Origin of the sequence: Sporosarcina sp. P18a (assembly GCF_002743135.1) — a bacterium.
Lineage (GTDB): Bacteria > Bacillota > Bacilli > Bacillales_A > Planococcaceae > Sporosarcina.
Genome location: NZ_PDYQ01000008.1, coordinates 43,551 through 60,659 on the forward strand (window position 1 = coordinate 43,551; position 17,109 = coordinate 60,659).

At 43.7% G+C, this 17,109-nt stretch carries 18 protein-coding genes and 1 tRNA gene; 3 read left to right on the plus strand and 16 right to left on the minus strand.

Annotated features, from left to right (window positions below):
• Positions 1-22: 22 nt before the first annotated feature.
• From CSV75_RS14935 to CSV75_RS14985, 11 genes are all read right to left on the minus strand, one after another.
• Entirely contained in the window at positions 23-223 is a 201-nt protein-coding gene (locus CSV75_RS14935; protein ID WP_029054081.1) for a 4-oxalocrotonate tautomerase, read from the minus strand.
• A 17-nt stretch (positions 224-240) separates the two neighbouring features.
• Positions 241-1,029 carry a 2-keto-4-pentenoate hydratase gene (locus CSV75_RS14940; RefSeq protein ID WP_099676476.1) on the minus strand — a complete coding sequence of 263 codons (789 nt, stop codon included), beginning with the start codon at positions 1,027-1,029 and terminating at the stop codon, positions 241-243.
• 14 nt (positions 1,030-1,043) lie between these two features.
• Positions 1,044-2,069 (minus strand): 4-hydroxy-2-oxovalerate aldolase, encoded by a 1,026-nt coding sequence (gene dmpG / locus CSV75_RS14945; protein ID WP_099676477.1) that lies wholly within the window; start codon positions 2,067-2,069, stop codon positions 1,044-1,046.
• A gap of 37 nt (positions 2,070-2,106) precedes the next feature.
• The gene (locus tag CSV75_RS14950) at positions 2,107-2,988 is read right to left on the minus strand and encodes an acetaldehyde dehydrogenase (acetylating) (protein ID WP_099676478.1); all 882 of its coding nucleotides are present in this window, start codon (positions 2,986-2,988) and stop codon (positions 2,107-2,109) included.
• A 45-nt stretch (positions 2,989-3,033) separates the two neighbouring features.
• The gene (locus CSV75_RS14955) at positions 3,034-3,822 is read right to left on the minus strand and encodes a 2-keto-4-pentenoate hydratase (RefSeq protein WP_099676479.1); all 789 of its coding nucleotides are present in this window, start codon (positions 3,820-3,822) and stop codon (positions 3,034-3,036) included.
• Positions 3,823-3,838: 16 nt separating this feature from the next.
• Positions 3,839-5,302: an aldehyde dehydrogenase gene (locus CSV75_RS14960; protein WP_369825393.1), complete on the minus strand. Its 1,464-nt coding sequence runs from the start codon at positions 5,300-5,302 to the stop codon at positions 3,839-3,841.
• 71 nt (positions 5,303-5,373) lie between these two features.
• Positions 5,374-5,622, minus strand: coding sequence for a ferredoxin (locus tag CSV75_RS14965; protein WP_099630650.1), 249 nt, complete (start codon positions 5,620-5,622; stop codon positions 5,374-5,376).
• Positions 5,623-5,755: 133 nt separating this feature from the next.
• A complete protein-coding gene (locus CSV75_RS14970) occupies positions 5,756-6,796 on the minus strand; it encodes an NAD(P)/FAD-dependent oxidoreductase (protein ID WP_099676481.1) in 1,041 nt (346 codons plus the stop codon).
• A 49-nt stretch (positions 6,797-6,845) separates the two neighbouring features.
• Positions 6,846-7,352, minus strand: a complete 507-nt coding sequence (locus tag CSV75_RS14975) for an aromatic-ring-hydroxylating dioxygenase subunit beta (protein WP_099630648.1) — start codon at positions 7,350-7,352, stop codon at positions 6,846-6,848.
• Positions 7,349-8,620: an aromatic ring-hydroxylating oxygenase subunit alpha gene (locus CSV75_RS14980; protein WP_099676482.1), complete on the minus strand. Its 1,272-nt coding sequence runs from the start codon at positions 8,618-8,620 to the stop codon at positions 7,349-7,351. Before CSV75_RS14980 ends, CSV75_RS14975 begins: the two co-directional genes overlap by 4 nt.
• Positions 8,621-8,712: 92 nt before the next feature.
• The gene (locus CSV75_RS14985) at positions 8,713-9,489 is read right to left on the minus strand and encodes an SDR family NAD(P)-dependent oxidoreductase (protein WP_099676483.1); all 777 of its coding nucleotides are present in this window, start codon (positions 9,487-9,489) and stop codon (positions 8,713-8,715) included.
• A gap of 715 nt (positions 9,490-10,204) precedes the next feature.
• On the opposite strand from CSV75_RS14985, the gene CSV75_RS14990 reads away from it, so the two are divergent.
• On the plus strand, positions 10,205-11,092 hold the full coding sequence (locus CSV75_RS14990) for a LysR family transcriptional regulator (RefSeq protein WP_099676484.1): 888 nt from the start codon (positions 10,205-10,207) through the stop codon (positions 11,090-11,092).
• A gap of 152 nt (positions 11,093-11,244) precedes the next feature.
• Positions 11,245-12,471, plus strand: a complete 1,227-nt coding sequence (locus CSV75_RS14995; RefSeq protein WP_233191688.1) for a benzoate/H(+) symporter BenE family transporter — start codon at positions 11,245-11,247, stop codon at positions 12,469-12,471.
• 245 nt (positions 12,472-12,716) lie between these two features.
• On the opposite strand, the gene CSV75_RS15000 is transcribed toward CSV75_RS14995, so the two are convergent.
• A tRNA-Arg gene (locus CSV75_RS15000) sits at positions 12,717-12,788 on the minus strand.
• 231 nt (positions 12,789-13,019) lie between these two features.
• On the opposite strand from CSV75_RS15000, the gene clpP reads away from it, so the two are divergent.
• A complete protein-coding gene (gene clpP, locus CSV75_RS15005; RefSeq protein ID WP_099673766.1) occupies positions 13,020-13,616 on the plus strand; it encodes an ATP-dependent Clp endopeptidase proteolytic subunit ClpP in 597 nt (198 codons plus the stop codon).
• 358 nt (positions 13,617-13,974) lie between these two features.
• Here clpP and CSV75_RS15015 read toward each other — a convergent pair whose 3' ends face one another.
• The 4 genes from CSV75_RS15015 to rapZ are packed head-to-tail and all read right to left on the minus strand — an operon-like array spanning position 13,975 to position 17,106.
• Positions 13,975-14,232, minus strand: coding sequence for an HPr family phosphocarrier protein (locus CSV75_RS15015; RefSeq protein WP_099676486.1), 258 nt, complete (start codon positions 14,230-14,232; stop codon positions 13,975-13,977).
• A gap of 48 nt (positions 14,233-14,280) precedes the next feature.
• Entirely contained in the window at positions 14,281-15,207 is a 927-nt protein-coding gene (whiA, locus tag CSV75_RS15020; RefSeq protein ID WP_085131583.1) for a DNA-binding protein WhiA, read from the minus strand.
• A 41-nt stretch (positions 15,208-15,248) separates the two neighbouring features.
• On the minus strand, positions 15,249-16,211 hold the full coding sequence (locus CSV75_RS15025) for a gluconeogenesis factor YvcK family protein (RefSeq protein ID WP_369825394.1): 963 nt from the start codon (positions 16,209-16,211) through the stop codon (positions 15,249-15,251).
• Between the two features lie 7 nt (positions 16,212-16,218).
• On the minus strand, positions 16,219-17,106 hold the full coding sequence (rapZ, locus tag CSV75_RS15030) for an RNase adapter RapZ (RefSeq protein ID WP_099630642.1): 888 nt from the start codon (positions 17,104-17,106) through the stop codon (positions 16,219-16,221).
• Between the last annotated feature and the right edge of the window lie 3 nt (positions 17,107-17,109).

A 17,109-nucleotide genomic window follows, 5' to 3' on the forward strand; every position in this document is an offset into this window, starting at 1 on the left:
CGCTCGGATTTCTGATTTTCACTTACTTAACGGCTGCTCTTTTCTCAGCCATCGTCTGTCCCGCAACGCCCCAGTGCGTGCTCGGTACTTCCGAAACGATAACCCGTACCGCTTCTTTTGGTGCATCCAGTGTGGATGAAACTACTTCCGTGATATTGCGGATCAACTCCGAAACCTTTTCTTCAGGTCTGCCTTCAATCATCTCTACATGTATCAGTGGCATCCGTTACATCCTCCTTCTCACTCAGTTACTATAAACGACACGTCGCCAAGCCCGTCGAACTTTCCAAGCACCGTATCTCCCTTTTCAAGCAGGACGGCACCTGTTAAAGCACCTGATAAAATGACATCACCTTTACGGATCTTCTCGCCTTTACGTGCAAGCATATTAGCGAGCATCGCAATGGCATTCGCAGGGTGGCCGAGTACCGCGGCACCGGCACCTAATTCCTTGATTTCGCCATTAATCGCCAATGTGGCACCGACTACATCCAGTTCAAACTCCGACGGGCATTTCGGCGAAGTACCGAAAACCACTCGAGAGGTAGACGCATTATCCGCTACAACATCGGGTAATGTAAAATCAAAATTCTCATAACGACTGTCGATAATCTCGAGAGCCGGGATGACCGACTTGGTCTTAGCCAATACCTGAGCACCTGTAATGCCGGGTCCTTCGATATCCTCATCTATAATGAAAGCAATTTCCGCCTCCACTTTCGGATGAATTAAATCACTCAGAGAAACCTTTCCGCCATTGTCGATGACCATATAATCGAAGACATATCCATAAATTGGCTCATCGACATTCATCTGGTCCATTTTCGCTTTGCTGGTCAATCCCATTTTAGGGCCTACTATTTTCCGTCCTTCAGCTAGTTTCCGAGAAACGATCTTCTCTTGGACTTGGTATCCTTCTTCCACTGTCAAATCTTTCTTCAGTTCGGCGGTCACTTTTTTCACTTCACGCTTTTCTTCTTCGCCTGCCACTAGATAATCGGCAATTTCCTGATACACTGTTGTACTCACGATACCCTCTCCTTTTATACAGCAACTTCCGCTTTCCGTTTGGATAACTCCGCGGCTACGTCCATGATCATGTCTTCCTGACCGCCAACTACTTCGCGCTTGCCAAGTTCAATTAAAATGCTGCGGGAATCGATCCCGAATCGTTCGGCTGCTTTTTGTGCATGAAGATAGAAGCTTGAATATACGCCCGCATAACCGAGAACTAGACTACCGCGTGTGATCTCCTGTGGTGTTTCCAGAATTGGCGCCACTAAATCTTCTGCAACGTCCATGATCTTATACAAATCAATGCCAGTATGAATATTCATCTTATCGAGCACCGCAACCGCCACTTCGGTCTGTGTATTTCCGGCTCCGGCACCGAGGCAGCGGATACTGCCGTCGATCCGTGTAGCGCCCGCTTCCATCGCAGCAAGCGTGTTCGCCATTGCCAGCGACAGATTATTATGTGCGTGGAAACCGATATTTGCGGTCAGATGTTCTTTCAGCAATGTAATTCTCTCTTTAACCTGGTGAGGCAACAGTGCTCCAGCTGAATCCACAACATATACAGTGTCCGCCCCGTAGCTCTCCATCAGTTTTGCCTGTTCCAGCAATTTCTTCGGAGACGCCATATGGGACATCATCAGGAAGCCGACTGTTTCTAAACCTAGCTCTTTCGCATACGCGATATGCTGCGCAGAGACATCCGCCTCTGTGACATGTGTCGCGACGCGTGCCATTTTTACACCCAGCCCGGCTGCTTCCTTCAAATGCGGCATGGTCCCTATACCCGGTATAAGAAGTACCGCAATCTTTGCCTGCTTCACCTCGGCTACGGCCGCTTCGATTAGTTCCATTTCGTTTGTCAATGACAATCCATACTGCATGGAAGAACCGCCAAGCCCGTCTCCATGAGAAACTTCTATATACGGTACGTTCGCATCATCCAAACCTTTAGCGATAGATTTTACTTGATCTACTGTGAATTGATGACGAACCGCATGGCTTCCGTCACGTAATGCAACTTCTGTCAGTATTATTTCTCGTTTACTGTTCATCTTCTCATTCCCTTCTTTCATTTCTATCGAATATCAATCAGACCGGTATATTGGCTACTTTATGCTTTGCCCACTCTTCCGCCATCTTCACAGAAGATGCTGTCATAATATCCAAATTACCGGAGTATGTAGGTAAGTAATCTCCTACCCCCTCTACCTCGACGAACACGGTAATATCTTTCCCGTCAAAAATCGGTTCCTGTCTGAGTCGATAGCCCGGTACATATGATTGGACTTCTTTTTCCATTTCACGGATTGAAGCAGTAATTTCTTCTGTCTTCGCTTCCTCTTCCACCTGTATATGAATCGTGTTCCGCATAAGGATCGGCGGTTCTGCGGGATTTAGCAGAATGATTGCTTTTCCTCTTTTAGCTCCACCCACTTCGAGAATGCCACGGGTTGTTGTTTGGGTAAATTCATCGATATTTGCCCGTGTACCCGGTCCCGCACTTTGACTGGAAATAGTGGAGACAATCTCTCCGTATTCCACTGCTTGTACTTGATGAACGGCATGGATGATCGGAATCGTCGCCTGGCCACCGCAAGTGATCAGGTTGATGTTGTCCGCGTCCAAATGTTCATCTAGATTAACCGGTGGGACAACGATCGGGCCGATTGCCGCAGGTGTCATATCAATGACTTTTTTGCCTGCTTTTCGTAGCACTTCGTCATGATAGATATGTGCTTTGGCAGAAGTTGCATCAAAAATGATATCAGCGAGCTCAGGTCGTTCTAGGAAGCCGTCAATACCAGTAGTGATGACTTCGTAACCGTGCTCCGCCGCTTTCTTCAATCCATCCGACTCAGCATCTATGCCAATCATCGTTGTGAGTTCCAAAATAGGGGATCTGCTCAATTTCAACAAGAGATCTGTTCCTATATTTCCGGATCCAAGAATCGCTACTTTCACTTTTTTCATCGTATACCCCTCTCATGGAAACTAATTTATACTGATCATGTGCATTTAAAAATGCACGCTCACCTCGCCAAGATGCGCAAATTTTGCTGTAAAGGTATCGCCCTCTTTTGCTTCAACAGCTGCTGAAAGAGCTCCTGACAATATCACTTCACCCGCGTTCAATGAAATATCGAAGTCCGCGAGTCTGTTCGCGAGCCACGCAACACATTGAGCTGGATTTCCGAGCGCGGCTGCCCCCACTCCTGTATTTACCAGTTGGCCGTTCTTTGTCAGCACCATACCAAGCAGTTCCATGTCGACATCTTCGACTTTCACCGGCTTACCGCCAAGAGCATAGAAAGCAGAAGATGCGTTATCAGCGATTGTGTCCGGTAATTTTATCTTCCAGTCCTTCACCCGGCTGTCTACTACTTCAATAGAAGGAAGTATATAATCGGTAGCCTGCAGGACGTCCAGCGTCGTGACATTCGGACCTTTTAGATCTTTCTTCAGAACAAAGGCAATTTCCCCTTCTACTTTAGGCAAGAGTACTTTATCCTTTGGTACGAGCCCTCCGTTTTCAATGACCATGCTGTCGAGCAGATGACCGTAATCCGGTTCATCTACCCCGAGTAGGTTCTGCATGGCCTTTGATGTCAATCCAATTTTCTTACCGATAATCGTTTGACCGTCAGCTGTTTTCTTTTTGATATTTTCCAGTTGAATAGAGTAAGCTTCTTCCACTGTCAGTTCCGGATCAGCCTCTGTTAAAGGAGGAATCCCGACTAATGTGTTCTCCGCTTCTAGCAAAGATTCCGCATATTTTTTTTGTTTCATAGCCACTTCCGTTGCCATAATCACTTCCCCGCCTTTACAGTTTTATTGTTATGTTTGACAACTCGGAATAGAAATCGATACTATGCATGCCGCCCGTACGCCCCACGCCGCTGTGCTTCATCCCCCCAAAAGGTGTGCGAAGGTCACGAAGGAACCATGTATTCACCCAAATAATTCCTGCTTCAATTTGATGTGCCACACGGTGTCCTCGTTTTAGGTTCGTTGTCCAGATCGAAGCACTCAGCCCGTAATGTGTATCATTTGCCTGTTCAATGACTTCTTCCTCTGTGTCAAACGGAACGACCGTTACGACAGGTCCGAAGATTTCTTCTTTGATACAGCGAGAATCATTTTTGAGGCCGGTAATAATCGTCGGCTCCAGGAAATATCCTTTGTCGATTCCTTCAGGTCTTTTACCGCCTATCACGAATTCTCCGCCCTCTTCCCGGGCAATATCGATATAGCTGTTTACACGGTCGTAGTGTTCTTTACTCACCAGTGCGCCTACATTTGTATCTGCATCAAATGGCTGTCCGACTTTTAATTCTTTCGCTTTGGCTGTGAACTTTTCCAGGAACTCGTCATACGCCGACCGTTCGACGTAAATTCGTGATCCGCATAGGCAAACTTCACCTTGGTTTATAAAGCTGGACTTGACTGTTGTTGCAACCACCTCATCTATATCTGCGTCAGCAAAAATGATATTCGGGTTTTTACCGCCCAATTCATAGGAAAGCTTCTTCAATGAATCAGCGCCCGCCTTCATGATGGCGGATCCCGTACTCGGCTCCCCGATGAATGAAATCGCATCCACGTCAGGGTGCTCTGAAATCGCGCCGCCCGCTGAACCTGGTCCGAATCCATGAACCAAGTTCACGACCCCGTCCGGAACGCCCGCTTCTTTAATGATTTCCATGAGTACAGTGGCTGTCATCGGTGTCCATTCAGCCGGTTTCACGACAACTGTGTTCCCCATACCGATACAAGGAGCTAGTTTCCAAGTAAGCAAAAGCAATGGCAGATTCCAAGGCTTAATCATCCCCACCACACCGACAGGACGGCGCAGTGTATAATGCAGAGCTTCACTGTTCTGCTGATAAGCGTCCGTTCCGACTGATGTAATATAGTCAGCAAAGAAATGGAAGTTGTATGCCGCTCTCGGGATATCTACAGAGTTGGCTAGGGAGAAGGGTTTCCCTGTGTCCAATGCTTCAAGGCGCGCCAGTTCTTCCTGTCTTTCTAGGATCAGATCACCGATTTTGCGAAGCATTTTAGAACGTTCTTCCAACGTGACATTTTTCCACGGTCCGTTAAGTGCTTTTCTAGCAGCCTTTACCGCTGCATCCACTTCTACCTTACCGCCTTCTGCCACGATCGCCTGTACTTCTTCAGTTGCCGGATTAATATTTTCAAAGCTCTTATTTTTATCGATTTCGATATATTTTCCGTCGATAAAGTGACGGCTGTCGATTGCTTGCACTTTTGTTTTTGTGATCATAACTTTATTCATCTCCAGTATTTTATAATGATATCAATAGGCCGCTGCCTCGATGATGAAACCTCATTCACTTAGCCTGCTTCACTTTTCTCACATGTAAAGGGTGTATCTGCCATTTTGATTGAGCCTGATGGACAACTGTCATAAGCATCCTCTAAATCTTCAACTAACTCTTCAGGCACCGGTGTATGACCTTGGTTGTCATCCAGAATGGCAAATGAAGTCCCTTCGTCATCGTAATCAAACAAATCAGGTGCCGCTATTCCACATGCACTACACGCAATACAAGTATCCTGATCAACGACTGTATATTTTACGATATCGCATCCTCCTCATGTCACTTCACTTTTCGTTCGGGTTGAGTATTCTGTCCTTCAAATAACGGAAGCTATAAACGATTGGATTGTTAAATTGTTAAATACTTATCAGTATACAGAGCATTATGTTTACTAATTAGCTGACGCTGATTGCTTTTTCTGCCTTTTCCGTCTTTTGTTCCGTTTCTGACATCACACTGGTACTGTGCGGAGCCTGCACCTTTGCTTCCGGGTCTATGTGAACCTTTGCATGGCTGATTGCAATCGGTGCTTCGCCAAACCCAGTTGCAATGAGTTTCACTTTCCCCTCATATGTGCAAATATCTCCAACTGCATAAATTCCTTCTATAGTAGTTTCCATTTTCGAATTGACGACTATGGAATTCTTTTCAATTTCCAACCCCCATTGACCGATAGGGCCCAATGAAGATACAAAACCAAAGTTTACAAGTACATCATCCACTTCTATCACCTTACTTATCTCGCCTTTTGCTTCTTTGATTGTCACTTTTTCTATTCTTTCGCTGCCTTCCAACTTCGCTGGTACGTACGGCGTCAAGATTTCTACCTTGGATTGTTTCAGTAGCTCTACACTGTGTTCGTGTGCACGGAACTTATCTCTTCTATGAATGAGGGAAACTTTGCTCGCGATTGGCTCTAACATCAAAGCCCAATCTACAGCTGAATCTCCACCGCCAAATAAGATGACATCTTTCCCTGCAAAGTCACTCATATTCGTAACGTAGTAATGAAGATTTCCTTCCGCAAATTCCTCTTCCCTCTCTATATTCATCTTTCTCGGCTGAAAGGCTCCGTTGCCTGCAGTGATGATGACGGTGCGAGAGTAATGTGTCGATTGGCTAGTTGTCAATTTGAAATGACCTTCTGCTTGTTTCTCCACATGTTCGACAACTTCATTTAAACAAACTGTTGTTTCAAATTGTTTCATTTGCTCCGTGAGATTATCTACAAGATCTTGGGCTTTCACTTTAGGGAACCCAGCGATATCATAAATATATTTCTCAGGGTACAAGGCAGCTAATTGTCCACCCAACTGCGGAAGACTTTCGATGACTTTTACTGTCATTTGGCGCATACCCGCGTAAAATGCTGTAAACATGCCGACTGGACCGCCGCCGATAATTGTTACATCTACTATCTCAGACTGTTCAACCATGGCTGTTCCTCTCCTAGCTAGGTAAAATTTAGATCTACACGGCAAACCCTTATAAAATAAGACTGATTTTCCCGTGAGGACGTAGGCTATCATGCTTTAGGGTAACTTTTTTGTCTTGGATCATGATTTTATCGTCTTTCACAATCAGCTTGTAGTCATTAACACCAACAAAACAATCCAGCACTTCACGCTTTGTCCGGTATGTCGAGAAGTTGCAGCGCACATGAAGAGAATCGCCTTCCTGACCTTTAATCCGTACATTATTCACATTACGTATCGTAGTAGAATGCGGATATTCCACATGTGCTTCTTTTTTTAACAGACGCTCCGCTCTTTCTTTCAGACGTGAACGAGTATCATTGATATAGAAAATCGACTTTGCAGGATCAGCTTCCGGATTGCCAAGCGGTGGCACAACGTACGTACCGTCATCCGTAAACAGTTCAGACCACTCCACCAGTTTCCACTCATCAAGGAGTTCTGATTCGTAGTAAAGAAATTCCTTAATCTGCTGGATGCTTATAGTAACCTTGGTGCTCAGAAGCGTCTCTGTCATGATAAAACCTCCTCTTTCACATTTTCTTTCGTCATAATTTCATTCCATCTTCTCCAGAAACTTCTCATTTGCTCTTCGTCCGTAGCCTGTGCTTGTTCGCGGTTCATTCCCTTTGAAATATCGTTCCATTCCACTTCTGAATTGTTCAAGTATCCTTCCTGACACAGCTCAAGAGCTTCGTTGTCATCCGGAGTCGCAAATCCGCCAGGCCCGAGAAACTCGAGGAAGTTATCATTTCTTCGCAATCTGAACTTTTCGCTCTCGTCTTTAGGAGCCAACGAATACCCTGTCACTTCCATATAACCCGGTTCAGTAGGATAGAAGGTCCGTGCCGTGATTGCCATGATGTCGTTTATGACTAGGTTTGGGAAGATCAATATGTTCCGGTTATATTTGGCTATTCGTTCCCCGCGCTCTTCACCATGTAGTTCAATCAGTTTGTCTTTTAGTTCCTGTATTTCCTTCTTGTCTTCTTCCTCCCATGCAGGCGTCCACTCCGCAACCGGTCTTCCCCAAGGCGCAATGTATTCAATTACCGCATGACCGTTCCCAAGGTCAATTCCTTTTCCTTCAAGAACTGCTTTTCTCATCGTAGGATCCTGAGCGGCTTTAATATCAAAATAGGTTTTATGTGTCGGCATGCCGTGGTAAAGATCCACACTGTTCTCAGAAATCAGCTTCCAGTTTGCACGGACACTGTATTGCTGCGGATCCCCCAGAACTTCCAATCCTGCATCTGACTGGTCTGCCACCAAATCGATATATTCCTTCGCATTTCCAAGGTATTCTTCCAACGAAACTGCTTCGCTGTCATAGTTTACAAACATAAAGCCGCGATAACTTTCCAAGCGGGAGACTTCCGTCATGTTTTTAGAACCATCACAGTTGAATGTATCAGGGAATCCGTCTTTGCCTGGCATCCCTACGAGCTCTCCGTCATTTTTAAATGTCCAGGCGTGATAGAAGCATCTGAAAACCTTAGTGTTTCCTTCATTTTCCCTGCAGACTAACGCACCGCGGTGAGGACAGGAATTATATAGAGCCCTGATTACGCCTTCATTATCACGAGTGAATATGAGGTTTCGTCCGCCGACTTTCTTTCTCTTAAAATCACCGTTTTTCGGAAGCTCTGATTCATGTCCAATATAGATCCAACACTCGCTGAAGATCTTCTCACGTTCTTCCTGTAATACATCGTGACTCGTAAAGACGCTGCGGTGAACGGAAAACTCAGACTTCTTGGCGTTCTCAATGATATAGCTTTTCATTATGTTTCCTCCCCTTCATGTTGGCAGTACTTCCACTGCACCCAAATTAGTATTTACAATTCTAAATGTAGATCCGGTCTGGCAATTCGATTTTATTGCATTGTACTTCCGCCATTCACACTAATTACCTGACCATTTATAAATGACGCTTTATCGGAAGCCAAGAACACAACTGCATCTGCAACCTCTTCGGGGTAAGCTCCCCTTCCGATCGGGATAATATCGATATAGCGGTTTACTAGTTTAGTATCCCGGTCACGGATATCATCGAGCAGCTCTCCTTCTACTGCTGGAGGGGCGATGACGTTCGCGGTAATATTACTCTTCGCAAATTCTCTCCCTAATCCCGAAACAATAGCGTGAACTCCGCCTTTCGCAGCGTTATATGCCGCATGATCCCATAAACCGTTACGGACTGAATCTGCACCGATGTTTATGATTCTTCCGTAATTTTGCTCGACCATATGAGGTAGAACTTTATAGCATGACCAGAGCATCGTCCATAAATTCCGGTCAATGGTTGTTTTCAACGTTTCCGGTGTCTGTTCTAGGAACGGTAGAATGACACCGCCACCTGCATTGTTGACTAGGATATCTATCTTCTTCCAGTTTTGAATCGCCTTGTCAGTCATTTCCGCGACATTCTCTTCCTTGGACAGATCACCGATATAATAATCCGATTGCTGACCCGTCTCCTTGGTAATCTCCTCTGAAACGGCTTTTGTACGTTCAGGATTTGTTCCAGTTACTAATACATTTGCTCCCTGCTGTGCAAGTCCGATTGCAATCGCTTTCCCGATGCCTCTTGAAGAACCTGTCACAATTGCAACCTTGCCTTCTAAAAGTAATTCCTGTTGCTGACTAGTCATAATTTCAGTCATCTCCTTCGATTTGTGAAAACCATACATTTTTGATCCGGTAGTCAAAAGAAATTCAGTTCCCTGTTCATATCCTACGGTCAGTCACTAAAAGGTGACTCTTCGCTGTATACAGTGTCCAGTTATCATTCATTGAGTGCTTTCTACACTGTGTGGAACTTTTACCACTCCAATCACTAACACAATTGTTATGGACGAATTAGTGAAATGAAAACCACCTGTTTGAGTGCTCAGTTTCCTGAAAGAATAATGATCCATTTTAATTCACTGAATGTAACCGCATACATTTTTCGACAGAAAACAATTTCCCTTCCGCTGGATTCCTATGCTTTGAGGAAAGCGCCTCAAACTTGTTTCCCAAGTAAACTTGTAATTGTGTCAGTTCAATGAACTTAACTTACTCTCAGTATAAGATGTGAAAAGAGATAACACCAATCGAATATAATTTGTTATTTGGACTATTCTGAAGATTTTTTTATACGAGTTTTCCGGTGTCTCCACGTCTTACTATGTGTTCAACTTTTCCAGACCCCTACAGTGAAAATGTTTGGTAGATTTAGTATCTGCTCTATAGATGAAGGAAAAAATCATTTGGGTAGTACGACTGAAAAATGTTTTTGACAGCTTTAAATCTAGTGCTATACTTATTGAATAATTACCAATTTGGAATAAATTCCATCTCATTATCTGCATAGGGGGTAAGCAATTGGATAAAACTCAGCTGGAAACTTTTTTGACAATCGTGGAACAGAAGAGCTATTCAAAAACAGCAAATTTGCTAAATGTTACACAGCCTACAGTCACAGCCCGGATAAAGAATCTGGAGCTCGAGTTGTCCTGCTCGTTATTTGAACGAGTCGGCCGGAAGATTGTTCCGACAAAAGAAGGCACGGTTTTTTTTGAATATGCAACGAACATATTAACGTATATGAACCATTCAAAAGAAGTAACAAAGCATTCCAACTTCCCGGAAATCAGAATTGGTTTTTCACCCGGTTATTCCTATTCCTTTATGACTGAACTCCTGAACGCAATCATTACGATTGAAAACTTAAATATTACGATAATTGAAGGTGAAGATTCTTGCAGTCTGAATGAACAGATTTTATCAGGTGAATTGGATTTAGTATTCACCCGAAATGTTAGCGCCCACCGCCCGGAAATCATAACGGAATATCTTTTTGATAATAATTTAGTCGTTGTTCTAGGTAAAGACCATCATCTGGCTGAAAAGGATGAACTCGCAATCGGTGACCTCGAAGGTGAAACGCTGATCAGCTACAAACGTAAATCCAATCTCTGGAACGAAATTGATCAGAAGTTGGTCGGTGTTCCCGATATTAAACGAATTGATGTAGACAATAACGAAATGCTGGTAACGATTATCGAAAGTGGAATAGGAATCGGTATTACACCATCTCTTGGAATCCATAGATTAAATAAAAATGATATAATCGTCAAAAGTATTGAAGATATCTCTAATATCCCGAACAGAGTCTATGTGCAGTACAGAAAAAGCTCTATAATTGCTGCGCCTGTCAAGAAAATTATATACTCCATCATCAACCATGAAATGGAAGTGACATGTAATTAAATCATTAATGTAAGCGCTTATATTTCTAAATAATTAATCTACTGCAGAAAGATTGTTTCCAGAAATTCTTTTCGTTTCCATGGCGAAGCAGCATCTGCACCATTTTACCGTGGAAATGGAAACGCACTTTTTTAGTTGGGAGGCTGGGATATGTGAAAATAACTACTCTGCGTGCGCACTTGAAAGATCTGGGTAATCACACAAACTTAAATACCATCAGCGCAGGGTTGGTGGCAGCAATCTTCGGTTGCACAGGTCCAGCTTTAATCATCATTGGTGGCGCAACAAGCGGTGGCTTATCTTACAGCGAGACCATAAGTTGGATATTTGCCGTTTATTTTTTCAGTGGATTGCTCGGTATTTTTCTTTCATTACGATATCGTCAGCCTATCGCAGGCGCCCACTCCATTGCCGGTGCAGTATTAGTTGCTGGATCTTTAACCCATTTCTCTCTTCAAGAAGCCATCGGGGCCTATTTAGTGGCGCATGTGTTAGTAATCATTCTAGGTTCATCGGGCATAATCGACAAAGTGATGAAGTGGATACCAGTGCCGATCGTCATGGGGATGATTGTCGGTGTCATGATCCGTTTTTCCACAGAAATGATTACCTCCGTCACGGTTTCCCCACTATTGGCAGGCTCTACTATTTTGGTATTTTTACTGTCAACACGCTTTTTGAAGAAATTCCCACCGGTTTTATTGGCGCTACTAATCGCTGTTATATTAGCTGTCTTTATGAATGAGTTCCAATTGCAAGACATCACCAGTGTATTTATACTGCCGCAGCTGATTATGCCCAGCTTCAATCTAAACGCCGCCCTGTCTATTGGCATACCGCTTGCCCTCCTGATTATCTGTACAGAAAATGCCCAAGCATCCGGCGTACTGACAGCTCAGGGTTATAAGCCTCCGAATAATATGATGGCGATTCATGGTTCTGTTATTGGGTTGTTCGGCTCTTTTTTCGGGGCACATGCCATCAACATCGCAGGCCCTATGACAGCCATTTGTTCGGCTGATGACGTAGGAAGAAAAGAGAGCCGGTACGTGGCTTCAGCAGTATGCGGTGTCCTATTCTCAACCTTCGGCTTGTTTGCGGCGGCGGTAGTTCCTCTCGTCATCGCCATGCCGGGAGTAATTGTCAGTGTCATCGCTGGACTTGCTATGCTCGGTGTTCTCATGAATTCACTGAAGAAAGCTTTCTCAGCAAACAACTTCCAGATGGGCGCATTCTTTTCTTTAATCATCGGTATGTCAGATATTAGCTTCCTGAACATCAGCGCACCTTTATGGGCAATCGTTGGTAGTTTACTCGTTTCATTCCTAGTTGAAAAAGAGCACTTCGTCTCGGATAAAAAAGTGGAAACCGCTGTGTAGGACACCGGTAACTTGCGTCCTATATTCCGTGATCTAGCCAAACAGCCAGCGTTCGCCAAGCCAAGCGATTCGTGAATACTTATATGAAACCCAAGATTGCTAAGAGATATTTAGCAACGAAGTTTAAAAGAAGTGCCAGACGGGGAAAATAAAGAATAGAAAGCCGAGAGCAATAGAAATTCGAGCATAAAAAAAGCGTTTGAGCATAATCGCAAAATGCGAACTGTTCAAACGCTTCACTATGATGCCCTCGGCGGGAGTCGAACCCACATTTCAAGCTTCGGAGGCTTGCGTGCTATCCATTGCACCACGAGGACTAAACGTGTAGTATCAAGCTTTAACTATAATTACTCAACTACAGAAAAAAGCTTTTCTTCTGTAAGAGACATCTTCCATTATATCGTAGAATATAATGAAAAGCAATGTGTATTTTTAAGGCAAATGATTTGACCTTTGTTGACCTTAATAGGTAAAATACAGTTATAGTTGAAATACGAAATGATTTCAACCGAACGAATATTATGAAGTGATTAAAGGAGGAAGTCTAATTGAATCTAATTCCTACAGTTATTGAACAAACAAATCGTGGTGAGCGAGCGTACGACATCTACTCTCGTCTATTAAAAGACCGTATTATCATGTTGGGGAGCGGCATTGACGACAACGTGGCAAACTCCATCGTTGCACAACTGCTATTCTTGGAAGCTGAAGATCCAGAAAAAGATATCTCCATTTACATTAACAGCCCAGGTGGAAGTATCACAGCAGGTATGGCAATCTACGATACAATGCAATACATCAAGCCAGACATCCGCACAATCTGTGTAGGTATGGCAGCATCTATGGGTGCATTCTTGCTAACTGCTGGTACAGAAGGTAAACGTTACGCTCTGCCAAACGCAGAAGTAATGATTCACCAACCACTAGGTGGCGCACAAGGTCAGGCAACTGAAATCGAAATTGCCGCTAAACGCATCTTGCACCTACGTGAAAAACTAAACCAAATCCTTTCAGATCGCACAGGTCAGCCAATCGACGTCATCGCAAAAGACACGGATCGCGATAACTTCATGACTGCCGAGCGCGCTAAAGAATACGGCCTAATCGACCACGTTCTAGAACGCAGCGAAATCGAAAAGAAATAATCACTATAGGTTGTCCGGAACGCCAAATGGCCTTCCGTGACAACCTTTTTGTTTTGTATTTTTATATAAGTTTGGTTTGGTTTGGGTTGGGTTTTATTTTTACCAATCAAATGCACTAGCTCTCTAACTCCAGAAAGAGACACTTGTTGGTCTTCGTTTCAGGCGGCGACTCCGAGAGGATCAGCGTGAGTTCGAGAACCTGGACTGAACAAAGTGAAGGAAGCGGCTCGGGCCACGCCCTCCGGAAAGCGTCCGCCTGGAACGCAGACCAACAACTTCTCCACGTCTCCCTTTACTAAGCGAAAAGACAAAAAAAGATGACGAAACCTCAAAAAGGTCATCGCCACCCATATCCAACTCATTGCTCCTCTTCCACTATCTCAGCTAAATTCTGAAGAGCCAAATCTTCATCAATCCCGTCCGTAATCAATGTGATCTCTGTTCCCTTCGCAATCGCCAAACTCATAATCCCCATGATACTCTTTGCATTCACTTGACGATTATCCTTCTTCAAATAAATATCAGCCGTATACTTATTGGCCTCCTGCACGAATAACGCCGCCTGTCTCGCTTGCAAACCAGGTTTAATTCCTACTTTCACTGTTTTTTCTACCATATTGTGTGCTCCTTTTCTTCCTCTTCTTAAGAAGGATCTACTAATAATTTACCGTAATCGATCTGCGATTTCCTCAATCTTACGCAAACGATGATTGACACCCGATTTACTAACCGGTGTACCGGTTACTAGCTCGCCTAGCTCTTTTAGCGTCACATCTTGATGAGTAACACGTAATTGAGCAATCTCTTGTAGACGTTCCGGTAATTGATCTAAACCAATCGTGCGCTCAATCAACTTAATATTTTCTACTTGCCTTTGTGCTGCACCAATCGTCTTATTCAGATTAGCGGTTTCACAATTCACTAGCCGATTCACACTGTTGCGCATATCTCGCATGATTCGCACATCCTCAAACTTCATTAGGGATACATGTGCACCGATGATGCCCAGGAAATCGGATATTTTTTCTGCTTCTTTCAGATACGCGATAAATCCTTTTTTGCGTTCAATAGACTTTGCGTTCAAATGAAAATGGTTCATCAACTCAACAAGTGATTGACTATGTTCTTGATAGCTCGAGAAGACTTCCAAGTGATAAGAAGACGTCTCCGGATTATTAACGGAACCTCCTGCCAGGAAAGCTCCCCGTAAGTATGCGCGTGCACAGCAGTCTTTTTCAATTAGCTGTGGATCGATCGTGTTAATCATTTGGAAGTCATGTGTCATAATGGATAATTCTTCCAGTAAGTGCTTGGCTCCATCACGAATCCGGCAAATATAGACATTGTTTTTCTTTAAACGCATTTTTTTCCGAACAAGCAATTCCACTTTATATGGATACAACGCCTTCACATTCGAATACAAACGACGCGCAATAGAGGCATTTTCCGTTTGAACGTCAAGACTAAGTTGTTTATTTGAAAAAGACATAACACCATTCATACGGATGAATGCCGCAATTTCTGCTTTCGTACAACAATCATCCGTTTCAATCTGCGTCAATTCTTTCTTTGTTTTGGATGCAAAAGACATGATATTCCCCCTCTTCGGCGATTTTCACATCTATCCGCCTTCTACGTTCTCTCTATATAACGCATCAACATATCTGACACTTCCATTGTTTTATGCATAACCGTCCCATCGATAAGAGACGCGATCTCTTGCACAAATACTTCAGGCACTAGCGCTTGCAGGCACTCCAAATCATTCTCCACAAGCCAAGGCTCTTCATTTTCAGCCAGGTTATGCATACGTCTGAACGCTTCTACATTATTCACTAGAACTGCATCAAGAAACGGTTCTCCCGCATGATCATAGAGCGCCTGAACATGCTCAGAAGCAGTATAGCGATATGTTTCGCCACGTTGTGTGGTTAAGTTACCAACATAAACTTTTTTTGCAGCACTTTCGAGAATTGCTTCACGAATGTCCTGCACTAAAAGTGTTGGCAAAGTACTAGTATACAAGCTTCCCGGACCAAATACGATTAAATCTGCATTTTTTATCGTATCGGCTGTTTCCGGTAATGGTTTTACATCTTGAGGCGTGATGAAAACGTTACGGATTTTCCTTCCATAGAGAGGAATTTTCGATTCGCCTGTAATGATTGAACCATCTTCAAGCTCTGCATGCAAGGTAATTCGCTGATTTGCAGCAGGTAATACGGTTCCTTTAATATTCAGAACAGCGCCCATCTGCTCGACTGCACGGGCGAAATCACCAGTAATCGTTGTTAAGGCCGTAAGCATCAAATTCCCAAGAGAATGTCCCTTCAATCCATCTGATCCCTCAAAGCGATGCTGGAACATTTTTTCAATCATGGGTTCGACATCTGAAAGCGCTGCCATAACCTGTCTTATATCTCCAGGTGGCGGGACGTTGTACTGGTCCAATAAACGACCTGAACTTCCCCCATCATCCGCCACCGTCACAATAGCTGTCAATTCAATTGGATAACGCTTTAAACCGCGAAGGATATTAGATAATCCTGTACCGCCTCCGAACACAACAACGCGTTTCCTCGTAGTGGATTGCATATTCATGTCAACCCTTTCTTTTTTCAACATCCCGATGCGATACATGTGTTGGGTAATCGCCTTTAAAAACGCCTGTAAAGTATTCGGCGAGTGTAACAGAACGGTGTTGACCACCTGTACAACCGAACGCTATGACTGCCTGACCTTTTCCTTCTTGTTTGTACTGTGGAATTAAGAACTTGAATAAGTCCGTTAGTTTCTCAATTAATTCTTTCGTGTCCGCCCATTTCAATACATAATCCGATACTTCATGATTCAAACCTGTCAACGGACGTAATTCCTCCAAGTAAAATGGGTTCGGTAAAAATCGGACGTCGAATACTACATCTGCATCAATCGGCATCCCATGCTTGAAACCAAATGATACAAAATTCAAGGTGAAGTTCGGCTCGCCTGCTTCAGAAAACTCCCGTGTGATTTTTTCCCGTAAGTGCTTAGGCTTTAATTTCGATGTATCAATAATAGAACGTGAAAGTCCTTTTATTTCAGTCAGCAAATGACGCTCTTTCCGAATCCCTTCGAGTAACACGCCACCTTCAGATAATGGGTGTGATCTGCGTGTTTCTTTATAACGTTTTACAAGAGCTTCATCATCTGAATCCAGGAACAATAAGCTGGTTTTGACATCTTCCATCTTGAATAATCCTTCGAGTGCAGTAATCATGGAATCAAATAAACTTCCTCCGCGCGTATCCATCACTGCGGCAATACGTCTCATCTGATTATTCGACTTCATCATCAAATCGAGGAATGTTACAAATAATTCGGGTGGTAAGTTGTCGATACAATAGAATCCCATGTCTTCAAAGCATTGCATAGCGACTGTCTTGCCTGCACCTGACATACCCGTAATAATTACCACTTCATATTCATTTACCACTTGTGGTTGATCCATAAA